Origin of the sequence: uncultured Winogradskyella sp. (genome assembly GCF_947495255.1) — a bacterium.
Taxonomy (GTDB): Bacteria; Bacteroidota; Bacteroidia; order Flavobacteriales; family Flavobacteriaceae; genus Winogradskyella.
The window spans coordinates 191634-216350 of sequence record NZ_CANLYI010000007.1; the positions used below are offsets into that span (position 1 = coordinate 191634).

Annotated in this window: 19 protein-coding genes; 2 read left to right on the plus strand and 17 right to left on the minus strand. The window is 31.6% G+C overall.

From position 1 onward, the window contains the following. Positions 1-51: 51 nt before the first annotated feature. Positions 52-459, minus strand: a complete 408-nt coding sequence (locus tag Q0807_RS12895; protein ID WP_299110439.1) for a DUF2452 domain-containing protein — start codon at positions 457-459, stop codon at positions 52-54. Between the two features lie 101 nt (positions 460-560). Here Q0807_RS12895 and Q0807_RS12900 point away from each other — a divergent pair, with 101 nt between their 5' ends. Together Q0807_RS12900 and Q0807_RS12905 are read left to right on the plus strand one after the other, a co-directional pair. Then, on the plus strand, positions 561-749 hold the full coding sequence (locus Q0807_RS12900; RefSeq protein WP_299110441.1) for a hypothetical protein: 189 nt from the start codon (positions 561-563) through the stop codon (positions 747-749). A gap of 657 nt (positions 750-1406) precedes the next feature. Further along, on the plus strand, positions 1407-2207 hold the full coding sequence (locus tag Q0807_RS12905) for a hypothetical protein (RefSeq protein ID WP_299110442.1): 801 nt from the start codon (positions 1407-1409) through the stop codon (positions 2205-2207). 166 nt (positions 2208-2373) lie between these two features. Here the strand turns inward: Q0807_RS12905 and Q0807_RS12910 are convergent, their stop codons facing one another. The 16 genes from Q0807_RS12910 to Q0807_RS12985 form a co-directional block, all read right to left on the minus strand. Further along, positions 2374-5049: a UvrD-helicase domain-containing protein gene (locus tag Q0807_RS12910; RefSeq protein ID WP_299110443.1), complete on the minus strand. Its 2676-nt coding sequence runs from the start codon at positions 5047-5049 to the stop codon at positions 2374-2376. 327 nt (positions 5050-5376) lie between these two features. Then, on the minus strand, positions 5377-6219 hold the full coding sequence (locus Q0807_RS12915) for a GIY-YIG nuclease family protein (RefSeq protein WP_299110444.1): 843 nt from the start codon (positions 6217-6219) through the stop codon (positions 5377-5379). Between the two features lie 82 nt (positions 6220-6301). Further along, positions 6302-7108, minus strand: coding sequence for a hypothetical protein (locus Q0807_RS12920; RefSeq protein WP_299110445.1), 807 nt, complete (start codon positions 7106-7108; stop codon positions 6302-6304). Positions 7109-7186: 78 nt separating this feature from the next. Continuing rightward, entirely contained in the window at positions 7187-7690 is a 504-nt protein-coding gene (locus tag Q0807_RS12925) for a hypothetical protein (protein WP_299110446.1), read from the minus strand. A 15-nt stretch (positions 7691-7705) separates the two neighbouring features. Then, complete coding sequence (locus Q0807_RS12930) at positions 7706-8695, minus strand: hypothetical protein (protein WP_299110447.1); 990 nt, start codon at positions 8693-8695, stop codon at positions 7706-7708. A gap of 8 nt (positions 8696-8703) precedes the next feature. Beyond that, on the minus strand, positions 8704-10638 hold the full coding sequence (locus Q0807_RS12935; protein ID WP_299110448.1) for a hypothetical protein: 1935 nt from the start codon (positions 10636-10638) through the stop codon (positions 8704-8706). Beyond that, positions 10635-12026 carry a restriction endonuclease subunit S gene (locus tag Q0807_RS12940; RefSeq protein WP_299110449.1) on the minus strand — a complete coding sequence of 464 codons (1392 nt, stop codon included), beginning with the start codon at positions 12024-12026 and terminating at the stop codon, positions 10635-10637. Before Q0807_RS12940 ends, Q0807_RS12935 begins: the two co-directional genes overlap by 4 nt. Then, a complete protein-coding gene (locus Q0807_RS12945) occupies positions 12027-13430 on the minus strand; it encodes an N-6 DNA methylase (RefSeq protein WP_299110451.1) in 1404 nt (467 codons plus the stop codon). After that, positions 13431-15365, minus strand: a complete 1935-nt coding sequence (locus tag Q0807_RS12950) for a DUF262 domain-containing protein (protein ID WP_299110453.1) — start codon at positions 15363-15365, stop codon at positions 13431-13433. Beyond that, positions 15355-16818, minus strand: coding sequence for a DUF262 domain-containing protein (locus tag Q0807_RS12955; protein ID WP_299110454.1), 1464 nt, complete (start codon positions 16816-16818; stop codon positions 15355-15357). The genes Q0807_RS12950 and Q0807_RS12955 overlap by 11 nt, the downstream gene beginning before the upstream one ends. 24 nt (positions 16819-16842) lie before the next feature. Then, entirely contained in the window at positions 16843-20103 is a 3261-nt protein-coding gene (gene hsdR / locus Q0807_RS12960) for a type I restriction-modification system endonuclease (RefSeq protein WP_299110455.1), read from the minus strand. Positions 20104-20350: 247 nt separating this feature from the next. Further along, on the minus strand, positions 20351-21022 hold the full coding sequence (locus tag Q0807_RS12965; RefSeq protein WP_299110456.1) for a hypothetical protein: 672 nt from the start codon (positions 21020-21022) through the stop codon (positions 20351-20353). Positions 21023-21235: 213 nt separating this feature from the next. After that, a complete protein-coding gene (locus Q0807_RS12970) occupies positions 21236-21427 on the minus strand; it encodes a hypothetical protein (RefSeq protein WP_299110457.1) in 192 nt (63 codons plus the stop codon). Positions 21428-21430: 3 nt separating this feature from the next. Beyond that, the gene (locus tag Q0807_RS12975) at positions 21431-22150 is read right to left on the minus strand and encodes a hypothetical protein (RefSeq protein ID WP_299110458.1); all 720 of its coding nucleotides are present in this window, start codon (positions 22148-22150) and stop codon (positions 21431-21433) included. A 2-nt stretch (positions 22151-22152) separates the two neighbouring features. Further along, positions 22153-23679: a hypothetical protein gene (locus tag Q0807_RS12980; RefSeq protein WP_299110459.1), complete on the minus strand. Its 1527-nt coding sequence runs from the start codon at positions 23677-23679 to the stop codon at positions 22153-22155. Positions 23680-24044: 365 nt separating this feature from the next. Next, complete coding sequence (locus tag Q0807_RS12985) at positions 24045-24659, minus strand: fumarylacetoacetate hydrolase family protein (RefSeq protein WP_299110460.1); 615 nt, start codon at positions 24657-24659, stop codon at positions 24045-24047. Positions 24660-24717: the final 58 nt, after the last annotated feature.

Sequence of the window (24717 nt, forward strand, 5' to 3'; positions counted from 1 at the left end):
CATACCCTTCTCTTTATAAATACCGAAGTCTCTAAGTTTTATAAGTGCAATTTAGTCGTCTACCTTTTTCCAAATAAGCTCACTATTTAGCATAAAGCTACCGATATAATCAAAATTGCAACTTGCAGGATCTATGATAGATAAAAACGGTTCACTCTTTTTATCGCGATACAAATGATACGTCTCACCAATTAAAGGTTCGAACGTATAACGCGAATTGTAAACCAAGGTATTATACTCTAGCTCTTGCATCATCTTATCATATTCGGCTTTAAGCTCTAAATATTTGGCTTTGATTTGCTTGTTAGCTTTATTGATATTTCTGGTTTTCCAGGTCGAATTATCTGTGACTTGTATGGCAGGTGCACCAACATTAGTAGCATAAGGTTTTAACGACGCATCGTAACGTTGCGTTTCTTCGTTAAATACAATTTGATCGGGCTTTTTAGCTTTAGACATAGAGAGTAGGCTTTTAACAAAGATAAAGCGCATTGCTGTTTCTTAAAAATGAATCGAACGTATTTTTTTAGTAACTTAGAGGAATAAATTTTGAAACTATAATGAATTTCATAAAAAAACTAGGGCCTTTAAACCTCTTTATGTTAGTGATTTGCGCTTTAATTATAGGTGTTTCTGAATATCTATTTTTAAGAGGTGACCAACTACATGCTATTTTTATTGGGCTTTGGGCACCAACACTACTCGGTCTTGTCATCTTTATAAAACAGATTTTGAATGGAAGTCAATGATATCATCATCACATTTTCGGTTTTTGTATCTGCCTGTGTGATTTTATGGGCTGTTTTGGTAATCCGTGCTTATAATAAGATAGGTCGCGAGGATTAGTTGACTTCGTTGGAATTCACTTTTAAATTGACTTTATTTCATTCACTTATCTAATTTACCCTACCCGAAGCATACCCGACGCACACCCGACGCATACCCGACACATACCCGAAGGAGCTCTATATCGATTCTAACGGAATTCAGTTGTTAAAAACCCTTTTTACAGACCCTTGTAAAACCTTATAGTTCAGTATATTACAAAATAAATTTCACTAAGTAGTCATTTTTATGATATCTTCAATCGCCTCTCGGGTGTGGCTTATAATTCTTCAAAAACACCGTTTATTTCTTTATGGTTTTTAGAAGATTATTATAAAAATTATGGTTTTATTATAAATCACTCATTTTAAACAACTTACATATTAATTTATTTTTTATATGTTTGACCCACAGCTATTTAGCGAATTTAATTTTTCGCTGTTTATAATAACCGGAATTATAAGAACGAATAGCTTATCCCCAAATACCTATTTGCCCAGAACGAGTTTGGGCATCTCTTAACCAGATGTGCATTAGCTATATAATGCCAATTGCTAAGCACGTCTTAAATCTTATTTATTATGGCAAAGAATAATTCATTTATTAGATTAGAAGGCACTCTAGATGGGTTGACCTTCTTTAGAAAAAACGGTGAGAATTTTGTAAAAACAAAAAGCCGTGTCAGTCGTAACCGTATTTTAAATGATCCTGCGTACAAACGTACCCGAGAAAACATGCAAGAATTTGGTGCTGCTGCGCGTTGTAGTAAAGCTTTTAGAGAAAGTTTTGCTTCCATAGCGCGCTTGGTTGGTGACAGTTATTTAAGCTCTAGACTTACAGGAAAGATGCGCAGCATTATTCCTAATGGTGTAGGCTTAAGAGGGCAACGTACTATTAATTTGGTTGATAATTTAGAGCCGTTTTTAGGCCTTAACTTTAATGTCAGCAAACCTTTTGACAGTCAGTTTAATGCACCATCTGTTGGCCCAACGATTAATGCAGGTAGAGATACCGTGACGTGGTCTTTACCAGATTTTAGTACAGATACCTTTGTGCTTGCGCCAGAAGGTGCTACGCATTTTAAATTGGCTTTGGCTGCTGGGTATACTAGTAACTATGAGTGGGTGCCTGCTCTAAAATCTTATGAGCCTGTTGAGGATGAGCCTAATGGTGTAGGTAGTGTTACTTATAGTAATGCTGTTGCTATAGGTGGTATGGTTGGTGCTGCTACGGATTTAACTGTAGATTTAACGGCATATGCACCTATTCCTGCTACGACTGCTTTGTTTGGTTGTACTGCGATTGTGTTTTACCAAATGGTGAATGGCGAGTTGTATGAACTGGCGCAAGGGCATAGCATGAAAATTGCTGTTGCTGGTTAATGGTTAGCTGTTAGCTGTTAGCTGTTAGCTGTTAGCTAAAAATATCCCGTATGGCTTTGCTGTACGGGATTTTTATTTACTATGTTTTAATAAAGCAATAATATTACAAGACCGTAAATTTCACAATCTTCTTTGGGAAAAAGTTACTTTTGATGCGATTGCTTTATCATTGTAGTTTTATTGTGTTTTTACATTTCGGATAATTTGTACACCCTAAAAAGTTTCCATACTTCCCGCTTCTTTTGGTCATAAAACCGCTTTTACAACTTGAACATAATAATGTATTCTCTAAAATTTCTATGTTATTAAATGTTTGGTTGCAACTTGGATAATGCGAACAGCCTAAAAATTTATTGTTTTTAAATGAATTCTGCCTAATTACAAGATGCCCTGTTTGACAATATGGACAATTTGTTTTGCTTAGTATTTTGTTGTTTGAAGTAAATAAAATGTCGTTGTTGTCTGTCATTAATTCCTCAGCAAATAAAGATACATCTGTTGGAATAAGTAATACCACTTCGTTTTTAGTTCTTGTTAGCGCTACGTAAAACAACCTACGTTCTTCTGCAAAACGAAAGGCTTCATCATCACTAAGTAATAACGACACCATAGGGTCGTCAGTCATTTTATTTGGGAAACCAAGTAAGTGATTTTTTAAGTTTAATACGATAACATTATCTGCTTCTAATCCTTTTGATTTGTGAACCGTTATGTATTTAATATCTATAGCTTCAAAACCTTTTATCTCTAATTTATTACTGCGTTCGTAATATTTTATTTTACTGTTTGGTGTAAGTTTTATAAACTCATTAATATCAAAGCTATGACGACCTAAAACCAAAATTGGTTTGTTTCCATATTTGTCTATAATTGCCTGAATTTCATTTATAAAAACAGCATCTGCATTATCTTGAGAATAATACACAAACTGAATGGGGTCTTTACAAGATTCTTTTTTAGATTGAGGCTTCTTTTTTATTTGTTTCTTATTCTTTAGAATATACTTTGAAGTTATATCAACGATTTCTTGTGAGTTACGATAGGTCTGCTCAATAAATAACTGTTCATATTTACCCACATATTTTCCGAAATTGCTAAACAAAGAAATGTCGCTACCTGCAAAACGATATATTGATTGCCAATCATCGCCAACACAAATAAGTCTTGCACCAGATAATTCTCTAATTTCCTTAATAAGATTGAAACGTGAGTATGATATGTCTTGATATTCGTCAATGATAATATACTGATATTTGCATTTAGGCTTATTTGCTTTAAAAAGATCAGTGGCTTGATTTATCATGTCATTAAAATCAATTTCACTTTTCTCTTTTAATGTATCATCGTACTTGATTAGAATTGGAAGGGCAAATTTTAAGAATATTTGTTGTCTTTCGCGCATATACTTGTTTGATACCCTGCGCCTATCTAAAAACAAAGATTCTATTGCGTTGTTATCTAATTGTCTTGATTTACAAAGATTGATAAATGTCCCTAATAGATTTGTTATTTCTTTACCAAAGTTTTTGTCCTTTTCACTGACTTTTGAATAAATAATTTGTGTATCACGTGGCTTAAAAACTACATTTTCGTTTCTCAACATCTCTTCTAGTTTTTCAAGTAAAACACGATTTCGGTTGTAATATGAATAGGTTTCTAGAAGTTTAGTGCCATATAATTGGTGTTTATCTCTTTTTAGCTCCATTTCTTCCACATATTTCTGCTCATTGAAAGGTGTAAGGTGTTTAGCTCTATTGTTTTCGTCAACTCCAAAATGCTCTAAATAAATGTCGTATTCTGATAAATAAAAATCTGGTTGATACATTACATCACCAAATGGGTACGGTTTTTCATAGTCGTACTCAATGCCATTTAAGTACAAAAAGTTAGCGATAGTCAACTCTTCAACGCTTTTTACTTTTTCACCTTGAATAGTGTCTAGTGATGCTATTGCCACTTTATTTAGTGGTTCAGGTTCGCATTTAGATTTTAAAGTTTGAAAATCAATTCCTTTTTCGGTATCTAATTTTTCTCCCAATGAATCATAGCTATCATGTGCTTCTGGAATATTCATGTAACAGGCCACATAGATGATATACGCCTCTAATGCTTCTGCATTATTAAAGATATCTGTCTTTAAATAGTCTTTGATAACATTATACAATGTATTTTCATTGGTTATAGCAGGAATAGTTGTTAGGTATTTTTTTATGGTGTTGTACCCAAGTTTATGAAACGTTGTAGCTCTTGCGCCAAGACTTAAGTTTTTTAGACGAACATTTAATTCCTCAACCGTTTTTCTGGTAAAAGATAAGAGTAATATATTTTCAGGTTGTACATTTTTTTGTTCTATTAAATATTTCACTTTACCGAGGATGGTTAAGGTTTTTCCTGACCCTGCACCTGCAATAATTAAGTTTGAATAGTCGTCAGTAATCACAGCTGTGCGCTGTTGGTCGTCTAATTTTTTACCCTCAACATCATTAAAATACTGACTGAGTTTTTCTTTTTGAGTATTAACGTAGTTTTTATTGTAGTTAACTATATAGGTATCAAAATTTTGAAAAACAACATTAAATGTTTTAACCTTTTCTTCTTTTTTATAATAGTTAGATTTTCCCTTAAAGTATTTGCCAAGCGCAGCATACTCCGTTTTTATGTTGTTGCGATGTACCCAAGTTACATAGTCGTCTAATGTTTCAATGGTATCTAAAAAAGAATTAATAACTTCTAAATTAGCAAGGTAAGTTGTATTCTTATATTTTTTCTTTTCTATTACTTTTCGGAAAACGACTAAAGAACTAATTGTTACAACAGAAAAGATAATTAGGTTCCATAACATATTAATTACTTATATTTTTGTTATTGGTTTAATAATGGTCTATTTGCATAATATACCGTGTTTATGTATCTATTTTAGACGCTCTGATTTACACTAATTTAGTAAAAGTATACAAACCGTAGGTCTATACGAAGCATTTCTTATTGGCGGAAAACTCCCCTAGCTATTAAAACTCTTTTTTAATGTAAATATATTTTAATATCGCACCACAACCGCCTTTACCAGGATTTGGTTCTGCTCCTCCATCTGTAAATAATTCTATATGTGGTATAGTTTTAGTTTCCAATTACAGTTTATAAATTTCTATACTTATCTTAATAAATTATATTATTTCCGCTTCAACTCATCTAATGTTTTACCATTTTTATCTTTCCAAGAGGTCCAACCATTTGCAGAACGCCCTAAAACAGTTGCGGCAGCAGCACTTGGAGAATTAAATATATAATCTTGCTGAAACACGTAAACATTATTCTCTTTCTTTAAGATGTCTTCTTCTAATAATCGCTTACGCAAAACACCAATCCATTTATTCATGCCTTGGGTCGTTTCTATATTAGCTTTACCATCTTTATAAATAAGAAAACCATCATCTGTTAATTCACCTACAGCAGATGCTTCTTTTCCTTGACAGTAAAACAATTCTTTAGGGCTTTTTGCTTTTCGTTTCTCTTCAAAAATGGGATAACCCAAAGTTGCTAACAGTATTTTAGCGGTATCAAAATTATCTAATAAATCATACTCTCTACTTTCGCTAATAGATGGCTTTTTAGAACCCGTATCGTTATCTGTAGCATATCTACCAATTTCTTTGGCTTTAGCTAAACAATAATGCTCTAAATACTTTCCATCAGTTTTGGTGTACTCGTCGGTTTTAGTTGTGATGATGACACAATGTGTCCAAAAGTCTTTTTTACGGTTATGAGATTGTATCCGTGTAAAACAATCCTCACCTTCTCCAATATACACTATGGGTTTTGCGCCATCTTCTGTATTACCAAACAAAAAATAAACACCAGTAAAATGTACCATGTCGCGTTTGGCTACTTGTTGTAGTTTATTTCTTGGAAACAGAATCGCCTTTACTAATCTATTGGTAAGTTCTGCTTCTCTAATACTGGTTGGTGAACCGTCTGGGAGGAATATTTGTATGGTTTGTGGACGATGACTCATAATAGGTTAATAATATAATTTGATTGTTATTTAATATTGATCTGTTATTTCATTTTAATTCACTTCACGACCACCTAACAAACTAGTTATTAAGGTTTTTAAATTCTAATTCTTCATAACATTCAAAAAAATGATTCGCATTTGCTACAAATTCTTTAAGTTCTTTTATGTTATATAAGGGCTTATCTATGTCTCCTGTACGATACGCCAAGTCTTTATTGTGTGCTACCCAATTTCTTACTTGCTTTACCGATTCTATGTTTTTTTTAAATTTGTCCGATACCAACTTTTTTGATGCAGCAAAAAGAAGTAAGTCATTTAGATAAAAGGTTTGAAATTCTTTTAAATCTCTTCGTTTTTTAATTAGTCGATTACGTTTCTCTGTATTAATTGGCATACATTGATAAAATCTATTTTCCCAAAATTTATTAGTACTTGCTTTGTCTTGCATCCAATCGATTATAGATACATTAGTTTCACCACATGCTACTAAATAGTCACGTAACATACGCTCTAGATTATAACTAGCTTTATAAAATTCTATATTTAAAAAATCATTATTATAATCAACAATATGAACAACACCTTTAATAATATCATCTTCAACCACAAACATGACTTCATCATGGTCACCATTTTCAAATTTATTTAAAGTATTTTGATCAAATAGCCTATCAAACGGATGGCATATAAGATCTGCTGTTAGAGGAACCTCAACAAATTTATCTTGCTTTAGTTTATAAATAGTTTTTCTGTCAGCATCTGGTAAATGAGATATCCCATTTTTTTGGCAAAACTTAATCAAGCTTTTCTCTTTTCCTTCCTCATAAAAGATTAAATTTTTAACGTATATGCTTGAAATCGTTGCATATTTTATAGATTCTATCATTCAAATGTTTTTTATATATCCATATAAACCTATTTTAAGGCAATAGCTTACAATACCTATTCTTTATCAACCAATAAACTATAATAAATTATACTCTTCTATTTGCTCTATTGAGAACAGTATCCCAGCTAAAGCAAACACTCCATTTTCTTTAAACATGTTTCTACTAAAGTTGGGTTCTAAACTTTGGTTTTTTCTTTTTTGTTCTTCTAGAAAAGCTTCTTTGGTTATTAGTCCAAAATTTTTCACTTTTAAATCTTCGCCTAACTCTATACCAATTAACTCATCCCATTTATGGTTAATTTTAGATGTACTACCTCTTTTATTTTCTGAAGTAATCATTTTAACTGATACTCTAGAATCATTGTTTTCGCAGATAATATCATAACCTTCATTAGATTGGTGTTTTACTACTTTGGGTCGTCTCTCCATTTGCTCTAAAAAAGAGTGTGCAATAGCCTCACCTATTCGACCTATGATATTGTCGTTTCCGTGTAAGACCTCATCATTATTAGCAACCTCTAAAAATTCCTGTCTTGCTTTTAGATAGTTAAGGCATAATTGTTTTCTTCTAATATTCATAAGACATATAGTATTCTATTTTATTGATAAAAGTTCACTAATAATATCTCCTTTAAACTTGCTAAATATGCGTTTGTGATGATTTTCTTCATCTAACTCAATTCCAAAAATTAGCCTATAACGTTCTTCTTTTGATATATGTAAATCTCCAAAAGTATCTTCCAAAAGTATATTGAGATAATTATCAGAATATTTATACCTCAAATCAATTAAATCTTGTAACTCTTTGCCTGAATGCCCTTTATATATTAAAGGTAAATTGAGCGCATTCACTGTATCTAATCCTTTACTATTAAACAAAGAGCTGTTTTTAAGTATTATTCTATTGTCTATGTTTGTAATAGGCAAATAGCTAAATTCATAGGTGCTAGAAATATTAGAATCTACGTATGGATGTAAATGATCTATTAAATTTAAATTCGTTGAGGATTTAATGGTATTGCAAGTGCCACATGAAGGAATTAGATTGTAAAATGAAATAGCCAAAAGTGGATAATCTGTTTTTGCAAACCAGTGATCAATCTGTGGCACCATGCCTTTACCAATACCAGATGGGTTTCTTAAAACAAAAGTGTACTCTCTATTGCAATATGTACAAGTATGTTTATCTAATAATCTAGCTAAACGATAATTCCACTTTTCACCAGAATTTTCGTCTGTCAAAAACCAAACCTTGTAGCCAGAATTTAAAAATAGATTTTTTGCGTTCCTCCTAAAGTCATCAGTTGTTTTACCATGTTGTATTGTAAAGGCAGTTAATAATTCTCCATTTAATTCTAATAAACGTCTGGGTTTTGCTTCTATTATTTCTTTAATTAAAGCGTCATCAAATAGGTCTCTAAACTCTTGATCGATGTTACTTCTAATATTACTATGATTACAAGGGTAACAAGTAGAATCTCCGCAATTAAAACCTCTCCTTCCTTTAAGCTTAACACCTAACCAGCATACAGCCTCCTTACTATAAGCATTTAAACCATCTGTTTGATCACCTAAATAAATCATTAGCTATATTATTTTAAATCTTTAATATTTAAACCTGCATTACCAAGAATTCGCTTTGCTCTTTTTATGGCCTCATCCTTATCTATTTCACTAGGGAAAGCTTGATAATACATTTCATCCATCTTATGTTTTAAAATAGGCTCATCTATAATTTCGATTACAGATTTTAAATACTGTTTTTCTCTACGAGAAAACTTCCCTTCTAAATCTCTATATTGTTCCTCTTTGTCTCTTAATAAATCCTTATAATTAGATTCATTTTGTTTTCTTAAATCTCTTATTTCACCTTCTAAAATCAAGAAATTTAAATTATTTATTACCTCTTTAATTTTATCTTTTGCAAAATCTCCTATTAGGCCATCATCTACAAAAAATGAATCCGCTAATAAATCTGTAATATTTGCTGCAAAAGATTTCTGTGGACGTTCTGAATCATATATTCCTAACTCCCGAACAATAGAATTTTCTTTTTTAAGGTATATGATATTATTATTTGGAATATCTGAAAGCGTCAATGGATCATGAGTACTTATAATCAATTGTATTTTTTTATCAACAAATATATCTGGAAGCATAAGCGACAAAAATTGTATATACTTTCTTTTCCAAAAGGGATGAAACCCCAAATCAGCTTCATCTAAAAGGACTATAAAATCTTCATAATTTACAAGTTCCTGTTCTTGATAAGCTGTTAAATCTAACTTCTTTTCAATTCTATAGTTACTATAATTTAAAGCTGAGAATAACTCATAAAAAGACATCTCACCCGTGCTTAAAGTTTTATCTGGTGAAAATGTCATAAAAATCTTCTCATCATAAGTAAAGACCTCTTTAAAAGATAAAAGAAAACTTTGATAAGCATCAATTATAGTTTTAGTTTCAGCAAAATTCACGGTTAATATCGTCCAATTATCAATTTGATTATTGAATTCTACAAATTCTAAAAGTAGATTTGTGAATTTTCTAATTTCATCGATTGGTAAATAATATTTTTGCTTTCTAATTTCGAAGTAAGCATTTTCGATGAACCAAAAAAACGCCTCTTTAGTAGATGTGATTTCTTTAAATTTCTGACTTGAAGTTCCTAAATCATCATTTATATAACCTTCTTCTAAAAATTTATTCCCTGTATTCTCTAAAATGGAATGAACCTTTTTAATGATACTCTCTAGGATAGTTAGTCTAAGTCTCGATTTCCTGCTATTTACCTGATATTCTCTACTTTCTTTAATATCGGCAGCACTTTTCAAGCCTAGTTTATCAATTAAATCTTCTTCATTTTTAGTCCATTCTTTTTCTTTTAGCTTCTCGAATGACTCAAAAAACGGCACAAAATTTCTTGATACATTCCAATGATCCTTTGTGATTTTTAAAAACTTAATTTGAACTCGTTCAAATGTTGTAATTTCTAATTCTTGCAGTGATTTTTTATACTTCTCATTTTCTACTAATAAAATAATTCTTTTAAGTCTTTCTGATTTATGATATTCCCAATGTCCACTAAAATCTAAATTTTCATATTTAGAATCATTAGACATTTGACTAAGTTTTGAAAGATTATGCACATTAGACCCATCCTCGTCTGATCTGTTTTCTGTGAGATAAGGTGTATAATAAAACAATTGACCAGCATCTTTCGCCCAAATCACAACAGCCGCATCATCCTCTTCAAGTACCAACTGGCAACTTAATTTAATCGCCTGCAAAATTGTTGATTTACCCGTTCCATTTGCGCCAACAATAGCAGATATTAATGAAACTCCTTCTGGCCAAAACCTATCAACATATAAACTGTTACGTTCTTTATCTAAGATTCTTGAATGCCCTCTGACCTCTCCAACTCTATAAAAGTACTTACCTCCAAGATTTAAGGTTATAGCCTCGTGATCTTCACCAAAAAGATGTGGCAAACTATTAGGATAAACATAAATGGCTGCTATCATCTTTTGCTATATTTAGTAGTTCCCTCAGCAACTCTTCCCAAAACCTCCTTAGTGTTATTTTTTGACATATTTTTAACAGATTGCTTCGCACCTCGCAATGACGCTTCTTTTAACTTCTGTATCTCCTCCAACAAAACCTCAGCACTACCGTCCGTATCCAACTGCTCCACCAAGTCACCTTTAAAAGCTTTAGCTAAAATAGCTTGCGGTAAACTATCTATTTTTGTTTTAAGAATTTGGTATTGGGCTTCTATTGCATCTGCTTTGGCAAATAAATGTTCTACACGTTTTACGATTTCGGTTTGCTCTTCCACAGAAGGTAAATTTATAGACAACCCTTTAACCGATTTTTGATTTATAGTATTTTGTCCAGCACTAGTTGACAATGAGTTCTTAAGGTATAATCTACCATCTCCATTATTTGAAATATAAGTAAGATATAAAGGGATTATCCTTTCTGAATCAACAGTTAACCTTATGAAATGGTCACAGAAAGCTTCCTTATTTCCCTCATTATTATATAGAATAAAAAGACCTGCTAAATCTACACTACCATTTACCCTAATAATTAATAAGTCATTATTGTTTAATGTATATTTAATTTGTTCTTTTTCTGTTAGCTGAATCTTTCTTTCATTACCAAAAACTCGTATCCCATTTTTAAAATCGGCTAATCTTAAAACGGTTAAGTCTTCTCCTTCTCCACTTCTTTTAGAAAGTCCATTCCCTGCAAATAAAACTAGATGTTCTAAATTAGTTTCTTCCCACTCCTCCAACTCCTTCCCAACACGCCATTCCTCAGTAAGCTTACCTGTTACCGCTTGGGTTAACACCGCTTGTCTAAAATTTTTAAGGATTTGTGGTATGTTGTTTAAACGGGTTTTAAGCGTGTCTAGATGACCAAATAATTCGTCTAACTTGGCAACAATACGTTGTTGTTCTGCTAGTGGTGGAAGTGGTACTTTGATACCTGACAAATCATCTTTATTAAATCCACTTTGAGCTGTTCTTTGAAAAGAAACTATTTTATTTTGAAATATATGAGATTTTAAAAGCCACTTAACAAAGTTCTTATTCATAACTTCAGGAATATTAACTTTAGCTAAAGCTACATTATAAGCACCTTCTTCTCCTGTTACTATTCTTCCAATAGAAGCTCCATATCTAGCAATTAAAATATCATCCTTTTCACAAGTTCTTAATTTTCCAGTATTTGGAATATATGTTGGAACAGGCTTTTTCCCGAAATCTCTTATTTGCAATAATCTTATGTATCCTTCTTTTGGCTCATGAATAAATTGACTTTTTGGTGGCTGAGTTCCTCCATTAATACCAAATATTTCAGTAAAACCAACCCTTTCCCAATTTTTAGGTAATTTCTTGTCCATCTAGTTTAATGCTTTAATTATGGCATTCAACGCTGTGGTAATGCTAGTTAACTCAGTTAACGCTTCTTTGGCAATATCTATAGGTTCGCCAATATCTTCGGCTTTGGTAATGCTGTCGTCTGCAATTAGTCCTAAATCTAAAGAATCGTTCTTTTTAGCAATAACTTCTCTGGTAATACAGCTAAAGCGTTCGTCTTTAATTTTGTTTCGGTCTTTGGCTGTGTAGGCTTTCTCAAAATCTACAAAGTAGCTTTCGGTAAACGGTGTGCGTTTCCCAAAGTTGGGCATATTGGTACGCATATCGTAAAACCATACGTCTTTGGTATTTGCTTTATCTGTGGTACCACGCTCAAAAAATAGTACATTGGTTTTTACACCTGCGGCGTAAAAAATACCTGTTGGCAAACGTAAAATGGTATGTAAGTTGCATTTTTCCATCAGGTCTTTACGTACGTTTTGTCCGTCACCATCTTCAAACAACACATTATCTGGTAATACTACGGCTGCTCTTGCGCCACCTCTTGTATGTAAACTGCGGTAAATACCTTGTAAAAAGTTTAATTGTTTGTTAGAGGTTGGATAGACTAAATCTGTTCGGGTTGGTCTGTCTCCTCCTTTTTTAGTTCCAAATGGTGGGTTAGCTAAAACGAGGTCTTTATTTTTTATGCTTTCGCCATAGCTACTTAAAGAATCGCCTAGTGCAATGTTTCCTCCCATGCCATGTAAAAAGGAATTCATCATGGCCAAACGGTGTGTATCGCCTACCAACTCACAACCCGAATATTGCTCGTTTTGCAAATGGTTGTTTTGTGCTTCTGTAAGATTATAAAGATCGTTGTGCTTTAAAATATAATGGTGTGCAGCAATCATAAATCCATAGGTTCCACATGCAGGATCGTTAAGGCGTTCGCCCACTTTAGGATCCATTAAACGCACCATCACATTAATTAATGGTCTTGGTGTAAAGTATTGTCCTGCTCCAGATTTTTTCTCGCTCGCATTTTTTTCTAACAAGCCTTCGTACATTTCTCCTAAACCTTCGTCTTTGGCTTCAAACCAATCGAGCTCGTCGATATGTTTTATAATTTTACGTAGGTTGGCTGGTTCTTGAATACTGGTTTGTGCGTTGTTGTATATTTTCTGGATTTTACCTGTTGTTTTGGTGCCTAAATGCAATAACAACTCTCTGTAAAATGTAGATAGTTCTATACCCTCTTTATGTTTTAAGTCTTCCCAACGGTAGCCTTCTGGTAATTTATCGTTATAGTCGGTTTCTTCTGCCATTTTTAAGAACAGAATAAAGGTGAGCTCGTTTAGGTATTGGTGATATGTGATACCATCGTCGCGTAATACGTTACAAAGGTTCCAGAGTTTGTTTACTATTTCTTGGGTTGTTAATGCCATTTATATGTTTGTTGTTAAAAGTGTTTTTACCATTTTTTCTGCGTGCTCCTTAATTTCATTCTCCTGCCAATGCTTTTCTTGCATCATAATTTGCTGTTTTATGCTTTCTATACTACCTCTTTTTGCATAATGCTCCTTTTTGGCGGTTGGCATGTAGTTGCTTAATTTAGAGTTTTTATTTCTACTTATTAGGCATAGATTTCCAAAATTATCTAAAATACTGGTATCTAATCGGTCTTGTCCTTCCATCGGATTTTGCGGATAGTAATGCTCTACAGAAGTACGGAAAGAAAAACTAAAATCTGAAAATTGTTTATTGTCTTTTTCTTGATCTTGTTTCCATAATAAATAGTCTAATCTGTTAAATATAAAATTCTCTACGCTTGTACCTTCGTTAAGTTTAGATGTATCTAAGTCATTTTTATTAGTACTAGGATAAGCGTCATTTTTATAAATAATATTAAAGTAATCTTTTTCTTCTTTAGCTAGAAAACGATCATATAAATATGTATCACTTAAGTCTTCTAAATAATGGATGTAATCTTCTCCATCAATTTCTTCTTTACTATCATCCAGCAAATAATTTAATGCAGCATTTAACCAATGTTTATAAATTAATGTAGGTGCAGACACATGAAACATTGACAATAACATTAAAATTGATTTATTATTAGTGTCTAAACTGTTTATATATTGATGTGATGCTTTTTTATTATAATACTCAACTTTAAGATATTTTAAACTCCATTTTTCGTCTTTTAAATTACGTTTAATGATATACTTATCGTAAAAGTGTTTTCCTTTTAATAACAGAAAAGCAAAGTCTTCAACAAATGTTTTTTTCCTGGTTTTATCTTCTACATTTAAGAAAAAATCAAAGGTTTCAATTAGTCTTTTATCATCTAAAGGAATGTTTTTCTCATCATTAGAAAGCGATTCATAATTAGGATTATTATTAACCAATACTCTTAAAATATGCAATAAGAAATTAGAAAAGTTAATTACAGAATTAAAGCGTTCTGGAGAATCATCGTCCTCTTCCTTTTTTATTTCTATTTGTTGTTTATCCTTTAATAAAGCCTCAATAGTTAATGCAGTACTATCTACTTCAACTTTAGAATTAAAACCAGTAATAACATCTTCAAAAATTTCTGCTTCAAAATGATTCCAATGTTTTCCAAAAAGAGCAGTACGAACCTCTGTATTAAAACCATGTTGTACATATTTCTCCATATTAGCTGAAGCTTCCCAAATGGTATTAAAAACGTGGCTTGCCTTTTTTTCTTTGCTAAAGACCTTTAGCATTTTAGCTTTTAATACTTCATGTTTTTCTAGCTGCTCGCCACGATTATTCATTATCTCGAAATAATGATTTAAATCAGTATCCTTAGGCACAGGAACTCTTAGAATAATAACATTTGCCTTTAAATAATTAACAAACTGTTCTAAATGATTGGCCTTTTTAATTTTATTTAATTCATTTTTAGCGATGGTATACGCATCTGTAATTCTAACATTTAACTTTTTTTCAGACTTATTTACATCTTCTTTTTTAGTCTTATTATAAATATGCTCTAAAGTATAAGAAGACATTGGTCTACTATCAAAATGAAGATTTGTTTTATAGTTATTAATATGAATGTCAAATTCATTTTTTAAAACCGAAAACAAAATGTTCAAAGTTGTTAAGCGTTGTTGTCCATCAATAGTTTCATAAACAATTCCTCCCTCCGTTTTACGTTCAAAAACCACTAAGCTACCAATATAATACTGTTGTGTAGTCGCTGTATCGTTTTTAGCATAATCGTAAATATCTTGGATAAGTTGTTTTATTTGTGCTTCTTTCCAAGCATAATTTCGTTGATATATTGGAATTGCATAGGTGTTGTTTGAAAACACTTCCTCTATGTTTAATTCTACTAAATTATTTTTCATTGCAATAGTTTAAAGATTTAAACATGTCTAATATATCTTTAGTTTTCTTCGATTTTATAGCATCGATGCTTTCTAAATACATTTGATACACCTCTTTTGGTTGTGTTGCCTCTCTAATAATAGAAAACACACTATTCCATTCTCTAGCATGATTATCTACAGAAGCTAATTGGACTGCTTGCAATTTTAAACGCAAACTATAAGCCCAAATAAATAGTTTTGTAATTACTCTATCTAAATCTTTATTGCCAAACTTATCTGTATAATAAAGTAGTGCACAATCAAAAAGTGTTCTTACATATTGATCCCCAGATCTATTGCGTCCTTCATAAAAAGCTAAGGTTTTAAATACCTTAAAAGATATACTGTCTTTTGAATTAATGGATAAAAATTGAAGCTTACCAAGAAAATAATCTTCATCATACACCCATTTTTTTTCTTCTTTATTAAAGTATTTTGCGCTGTGAGTTCCCTTTAACTGCTGTATTTTATCTTGATAAAAACTAATCATTTCGAAAAAACGCTGTCCATTAAGAACTACTTGATCAATTTGAAAAGGATATAGTTTTATATTATTATCGACCTTTCTATGTAGATGTTGATTAAACTCATCTGTAAAAACATTCTTTATTTTTAAAGGATAGATGTACGGAAAATCTTGTGTTGTATCTAAACTAACCCCTTTAAATGTATTAGCATTGGTTTTGTTTAGATAGCGTCCATTTTTACGTTTAGACCATCTACGAATCCTAAATAAATATTGTGAAAAAACATCGTGCAATTCATCGTCATTTTTACTTTCCCATTCTTCGATACATTGCTGTCTTTCTTTTTCTGAAAAACCGGACATTTCACGCAAATGAAAAGCTTTTAATAAATCGTGAGGATCTAAATCTTTACCTCTTGCGTTTTGAGAATCGAAAAACTGAAAGGCTTCAGAAATACTAGACAATGTGATGCATACCAATTCACATTTTGCAAAAAAGAAACGAACTTCATCTTCAGTAAAATTTTTTATCTCTCTTTCTATTTCTTTATAGTTAATAATAACATTTGCTTTTGATATATCATTATCCATAGATTCTGAAAGTAGTTTTAACTTACTTTCTCCTCCATATTTTTCAGCAAAATATTTTGTTGATTCATTACTATGTAAAGCATGCGCGATTAAAGTAAGAGTAATTATACGTTGTTGTCCATCTACAATATTTAACTCCTTCTTGTCTTTATGCATAACAGCTGTACCAATTCTGTAAGCTGATTTTTTTTGATGTAAAACAATATCTTCCAATAATTGTTTTACATTTTTTGGTTGCCATTTGTAAGGTCTTTGGTATTCTGGTATTTTTAAATCTTGATTATATAAAATTTCTTTTACAGTCTTGACTTTAGGTTTTAATGTATGTTTTAAAACCTCAATTTGTTCTATATTTTCAATTATAGCCTCTGCCATTAAATAATTTTAAATTGTTTATTATTAAGCGTACAAATACTCGTTTAACTCCTTAATAATTTGAGCTGTTTCATTTTTAAACACTTTGTCTAAACGCTTTAATCCTCCATCGACACTAAACGGTGGTTTATTTAAATCTTCTAAAGTAATAATGGATTCTTTTTGCAATTGTGCTTCAATTTTATCTAACCACTTTATTTGGATTTGGTTCCAATCGTGACTTGTTTTTAATTTGGCTACTGCATTTGCAATGCGCTCTTGATGACTTACTAAATTCTCTCCTAAAGCAGACGTACGAATGTGTGCAATAATATCTGCTACTATATTAGTATTAGTCACTTCTTTATACGCTGTATTCAGATTGTTTTTATTAAAACCCTGAGTATCTAGTATTAATCGTAATTCTTTTAATTCGGTACGTGTTAAACTACTTGGCTTTGTGCACACAATCTTTAAAGCCGCAATTTCGTTTCTATTATTATTTATAAATTCAGCAAAAGATTCAAGATAATCTTTAGGCTTTAGGTTTTTCTCGTAAGCACGTGACACCTCTTCTACTTGATCTTCATGGTCACTATATAAGGTGCCATAACCTAAAGTTCTCCCTTTTTCGCTATCTAAAAATTCCCATAAATGCCCATAATCTTCAATAGATTGGTTTACATGGTCAATATCTATAGCCTTTAACTTTTTAGCAAAATCTCTAACCGTTGGTTCTCCAGAAAGAATTTCGAATTGCGCTTTCTGTTGCTCACTAAAACTAGAAACTTTACGTTGAATTTTTGCAATGATACGGTCTAGCTTCACTTCCTTTGCATAGTCATCTTCAATAATAGCCAATTCTTCTACTAAATTAGCAAAGCTTTTGGTAACCAAAGGTGCTACAGGTTTCATCACCTGTTCTTTAGACATAATTTCAGTAACACCTACACAATCGTATATCTTAAAAACGTCTTTACCAATCTCATCACAACGTCTTGTGGCGCGACCAATCATTTGATCATATAAAATACGTGAGTTCACACGACGTAAAAACACCAAATTAGAAATACTTGGCACATCGATACCTGTAGTTAATAAATCTACAGTAACCACAATGCTTGGATATTGGTCATTTTTAAATTTACGTAGTAAATCTTCGCGATCATACACCTCGCCTGTTATTTTAACTATGGCTCCAGCATCTGCATCTTCTCCAAGCTCCGTGAATTCTTCATAAAGTAATCTTACTATAGTATCTGCATGGGCATTGGTTGCTGCAAAGATTAAAGTCTTTCCTTTATTGTCTGGTAAAATACCGTATGTAGAAATCAATTCGTTTAAAATAACACGATTGAAGTTTTCGGTAATCACTTTACGATTAAAGCCTGTGATTTCTACTTTAATTTCATCGTCTGTAACGCCTAAGTCTTTAATTTCATTCTCCTCTGGATCGTACACTTTGACTTCATCACCTTTCTCCCAAACAATACCACCTTTAGATAACGTGGTTTGAAATACATATGGTGGTTCAAAATCTATAAGATACCCTTCTATAACGGCTTGACGATACGAATACATAAATACAGGATCTCCAAAAATATCTTTGGTATGTAATGCTGGTGTTGCGGTTAAACCAATACGGTAGGCATCAAAGTAATCTAATACCATACGATATTTACTCTGAAAATCGATTTGGTCACGAAGGATAAACTCTTCTTCGTCCATTTCTTTATCTAAAGTATAACCTCTATGCGCTTCGTCTACAACTATACAATCATAATCTCCAACACTAGGCGAATCGTCTGAATACGCTATACGCTGCACCATACCTTGTACGGTTGCAAAATGTATTTTTGTGTCTAATTCTGATGCTTTATCTTCTAAATCTTGTAGATCATATATTTGCGCAAAGGTTTGTAAACCTTCAATATGCACTTCCTTAAAAGCATCAGACGCTTGTTTCCCCAACATACGTCTATCCACCAAGAATAAAATACGTCTAAAGCGACCAGACTTAATTAATCGGTAACACATCCCAATCATAGTTCGGGTTTTACCTGTACCTGTAGCCATGGCTAGTAAAGCACGTCTGTCTTCTACATTATTAAGTATTTTTTGTTCTACCGCTTTAATCGCGTCAACTTGATATGCTCTTAAACCTAAACCACTTGGGTCAGATAGTAAATCGTAATCTGTTTTTTTAAGTTTTTCTACCCCTTCGTTTTCGTCGTAGTTTAACTTTTCGACCAAATCTCTTGGTGAAAACCAATCAGGTAACGGTCTGGCTAAATTCTTCTGATCTCTTCCATCCCAAAACCAAATACCAGAAGCGGTTTTAAACTGCTCTAAATAGGGCCTTCCATTAGTAGAAAACATAAATGGCACTTTATAAGTTGTACTATTGGGATGAATAGGGAACGTAATATTGTGGTCATTAGTTACCAGTTCGCTATAGGTTTTAGCTTGTCCTAAATCGCTCATTACATTTTTAATGTGCTTCTTAGCTTCGACAATTCCAATAAGTTCTAAACCATTAAATAAGGCATAATCTGCCCATTTCGTTCCGCATCTCCATTCGGCAATAGCCATTTGTCTTCCTTTTTGCGGAAGCGTTTTCTTCGATTTATAATTTAAACTTGGTGTGTCACATTCCCAACCCGCATCTCTTAACTGCTTATCAATACGGTCTCTTGTTTCTATTTCAGATTCTTCTGTTTTCCTAGCCTTTGCATAAGCACGTTCTTTTCGTTGCTGTTTGGCTTCCGCTGATATTTGGGTATGCTCTTTTACTTTTTCTTTATAGTTGGCAACTTCTTTTTTTAAGAGTTCCAATTCTTGCTCCAGTTCTGCGGTCTTAGAATCCTCCTTTACAAACCAAGATTCTTGTGGTGTTTCATAATCTACGCATACCTCTTCATTTTCATAAACTTCAACAAACCACTTAGTTAAATAAAACGCTTGTCTAAGCATATATCTTGCTTCGGCTTGCGTGCCTTCACCAGAATGCGATGCTTTGTTTCCCGATTTTCTAATCGTATGTAGAATAGAAATCATTTCTGGAGGAATATTAGCACTGTTTCCTAATACACTTAATCGAGTGACCTGTCTCTTATCATAAGGTTCTTCAAGTTGTTCAAAATCGATTAAGTAACTCGATAATTTCTCAGCTAGAATACGTAATTTAGATAAGGTGGTACTTGGATCTATATAAGCGTTTCGCTCTGCAAACAGCGCTAATTGCAGTAACTCAATATAGTTATCTGTTAGAAAACTGAAATTAGATTTTAAAGTCTGTGTTGTCATATATAGGCATTAGTTGTTTGGCCTTGCTTAAAAGCAAAACTATCAGTCAACAAAACGTTAATTCTAAGGGATTATAAAGATAGAAAAACACTACTTGTATCAAAAGGAAAATTACAGTATTTTCTTATAACTTAATTACGGAAAACCGTACTTGCATTAAACTTAAAAAGACAATTATCTCTAATTGTCTTTTTATAACCTTTAAAAGTTTATATATCTCTACAAAAACTATTTAACGTTAAATAATTTAAACGTGTTCAAAGAATTTTACTGCGTATTGGCAGTATTCTATAATTTTTTCTTTGTCCGTATCAAATTCCTTTCTGTTTCCTAAATAGTTTCGACTAGATTCCGTTATTTCTTTACCATCTTGGAGTTCTTCGAAAGATATACATTTTATATGCTTTTTTGACATTAAAACAATTAATGCATTTTGATAAGGATAATCGCCATTTTTATCAATATCACTTAATTTAAAACAGCCACTTGCTCTAAATTTAACTTCAATAAAATGTGCTTGGTTATCTTTAAAAACAACCAAATCTGGCATTCTTCTGATGTTCATTGCAACTTCATCTTTCACACCTCTTAATAGATCTTTAATACCTGGAATGGTATTTTCCATACCATATTGAAATACCTGAAAACCTAAGTCTACAAATAATCGCTCTATTAAAGTTTCAGCAATTCTACCTTTTGTAAGATTATAATTGAAATTATTTGAGACAACCTCTTTAGTTTTTTCGGCTGCAATATCTTTTGTTTTATCAACCTTCGATGTACTCGTTTTAGTTTTGGTTTTAGCTTTTGGTTTTTCTGCAACAGCAACTTCTTTACCGTTATTTTCTTTTTTGTAACATTTAAAACAGAGACCACCATTAAATTTGGTGTAATCGCCGCAATTAATACATTCTGCCATTTTGTAGGTTTTTTTAGTTAAGATTTGTTTAATTATTAGCTAATAACACCCTTGTAGTTTTGTGTAAACAACAAAACAATTGGGATAATTAAGAATAAAACTAAGGGAGCTTAAAGATAAAAAAAGCCCTTGCATAAACAAGGGCTTTTTAAATTAAAATAAGATATGTCTTACACGAGTTTAATTCTTGAGTCAAGTAAATATCTAAAGAAATTAATAGCATGTCCAAACTAATCTTCTCCTCACTGGATCCCAAACCCATTCACAATGTATAGGATTTGGTTTGGATTTTTGTATTTCTTTCCTTTCTTTAAAAATAATTTCTGTAGCTTCCATATTCGTTTCTCCAATTGATTCTAAAAAAGCTTGAATTGCCTGATTGATTTGTTCTGTTTCTTGTTCCATAATTTAATCTGTTGCAGTTATATATAATTGTAATTGATTTACAATATCTGTTTCTAGACCATTCTCATCTATTACAATAGCTTCTATTGTTATAAATTGATTAGGTGAAATGTTACCTGGACTATATACAACCGATATTAATCCATTATTTGTAATTAGCGCAGAAGCTCTATAGACACCATTAACAGGAGTGCCATCCTCGAAAGTATCTTTAATAACAACTTGATATCCATCAGAAACTTTTCTTCCTATTTCACTAGACAAAGAACCAGTTAAAGTAACCTCGCTTTCATAACTATTACCTACACTAAAAGCCGATGCCTCAATATTGATATTACTAGGAATGGATTTTTGGGAAGTAACAATATAACGTGTTTTATATTCATTTATATTAAATTCTACTTCCATTGGGCTAGCTCTAGTTGTACTTCTAACTTGAACTATAACCTCAATTTCGTCTTCTACGTTACGAATAGGCTCTATAACTAATTCGTTTTCATCGTTATCTATAAATATTCCATTAGTCACTTCAGCCTTTGCTTTTATTAAACTAATAGTAGCTTCATTGTTAAATTTCAAAACATATGTAATTGTATCTTGAGCATTTGCTATTATGAAATCTCTACTCTCTCTAATTTCAACTAAATCGTTAAAACTTACTTCATTTTTTGTACAGGCATTTGTGCACAATATTGCTACAATAATTATACTTAATTTTTTCATAACTAAAATCCTATTTTTTTAATGAAACTTCCCGCATTACTATCACCAAAAATTCCTAAGTCAAAAGAAATAGAAGCATATGGTGCTAAAGTTAATTTTGTACTGTTTAGAATGGGATTGGGATTTTTCTTTCGAAGAAATAAAGATCCCACACCTAAGCGAATTTGCCTATCAACTCTAAAGTTTAATCCTAAAGTTGGGCTGATTTTGTTATATAAATCTTCAAAATCGTCAGTATCTATCTCGCCAACTGTAATCCCTAATGCCAATGAAAACCTGTGTCTAAATTTTTTATCAATAATTTGGTTTAATTTCTGTTTTCGATTTATTCCTGAAAAATGAAAATTGAGTCCTATATATGGTCTAGCAATAAATTTAATATCTCCCTCATTAGTATTTGCAAAAGCATTCATTAGTCCTAAATCTATAATAATAGAACTTGCATTAGCTGTTTTTAAATTATCATGCTCAGTACCAGCACTAATAACAACCAATTCTGGTAAACTATCGTTTAACCCCTTAATAAGATTCATATTATATGTCTTTAAGGCAACTATATTATTACTTAACACCTTTTTTGCCTCCATTAGAAAATGAGTTCTAAATTTATCTAAGTCACTATGATTTTGAGAAGTTCGAAGTATTGCTATTTCATTAAATAAATCCTCAATATCCTTAATGCTCTGTTTAATATTCAATATTTGTTTAGAATAATCAAAAGCTTTGGTATCATATGTTTTACCACTAGAAAATGCTGCTATTTCGTCATCTTCATTGTTTAAAAATTTATCTAATACTTTAGAATACAATTTAAAATTGAGTTTGTTTTTAATCATCTTATTTCCAATATTTCTGATAATATTATTTGTAACCAGAGTGGAATCTCTATTGAAAATTTGAGCTTTTGGAACCGAATTATTATCTACAAAACCTAGTACATTACTAATTCTCTCTAAAAACTTAGAGTAATCAGATGGAAAGGAAACAATTTCATGTTTTCTTTGAGCAACATTTCCACGAAGCTTCAATATTTTATTGATGTAAAAAGTTTTTAAGACATCTTTATTTTTTGAATCAATACTATATAGATTTAAAAATTCATTGTAAACCAAATTGTTTTCTCTAGAATTTTTTACAAATAAAATAATTTCATAGAGTCTTCCTGGACCTAGAGGATTAACCGCTGTTGTACTCGAGTTTTTTAATGATGGAGAAGGATAAAAACTCAACTCTTTAGTTTTAGCTGTTTTTGCACCTAAAGTATCCTTTATAGTGTATTTAATAAACCTCTTCCCTTTTTTATATCCAACCTCATAAATTTGTCCGGTTATAATCTTATCAACTGAAAGATTCTTAACAATAAAATTTAATTGTAAATCGAAAGGAAGGTTTCCATCAATCTTCTTAGTGCTATAGTCGTATATAATTTCTTCAGTTTGATTAGGCTTTACTATATCTTGAGAGTAAATTCGGTTCAAAAATAATAGTGTTATCGCAAGTAATAAATAATACTTAATTATACTCTTCATAATTAGGTTGGTTTATTTGTTAATAATTTAAATTAAGAACAAGCTCAAATGAAAATTCGCCCCGTAATTGGGTAAATTTCACAATTGTGTATTAACAACGAATTATGTTAGTTCTGTACTGTTAAGGATTTAGTACAAAGAGGATTACGAAAAAATTACAAAATATTATGAAACATTAATTATAAATTAGACGAAACCACCATTTTACACTACAAAGTGCTTGTTTTAAGTTATTTAAAGCATTAACACTTCATAAAGAATTATTAGATTAAAAGAATTGGCCTGAATAAAATCTTAGGTGCGTTAATAACAAAAAAAAAGCCCTTGCATAAACAAGAGCTCTTTAATTATAAATAAGATTGGTCTTACACCAATTTAAAATCTAATAACAACTCGCCTTCAATAGACGCTTGTAAATGATCACCTTTTACATTTAAACCTTTACCAGTTGCAGGTGTCCCTGTAAAAATAAGGTCGCCTTCCTCTAATGTCATAAATGACGATACGTAAGCAATGATTTCAGCAAAACTATAGATCATAAGACTAGTATGACCGACTTGTTTTTGTTCACCATTAATTTTTAAATCGAAATTAATTGCTGCTAAATCTTGAAAGTCTGAAACCGGTTTAAAGTTAGACATTGGTGACGCACCATCAAACCCTTTAGCTAAAGCCCAAGGTCCTTTATTTTCTCTGCTTGCTGCTAATACATCTGTTGCTGTATAATCAATACCCACGGCAATTGCTGAGATATACGAGTTGGCATCTTCTAGTGTTATATCTTTACCTTGTTTTCCGATTTTAGCAACTAACTCCACTTCGTAAGCTAGTTGATCGGTTACGTTAGGAAATACCACATCTTTATTATCGGTTACTAAACTAGACTCTGGCTTAGTAAATATTGTTTGACTTCCGGTTTTTGCTGCACTAAGTTCTGATATATCGTTAATGTAGTTTTTACCAATTCCTATAATTTTCATCTGTTATAATTGTTTAGTTTTAAAGACCGTAAAGATAACGAATGCAGATGAGACGGAA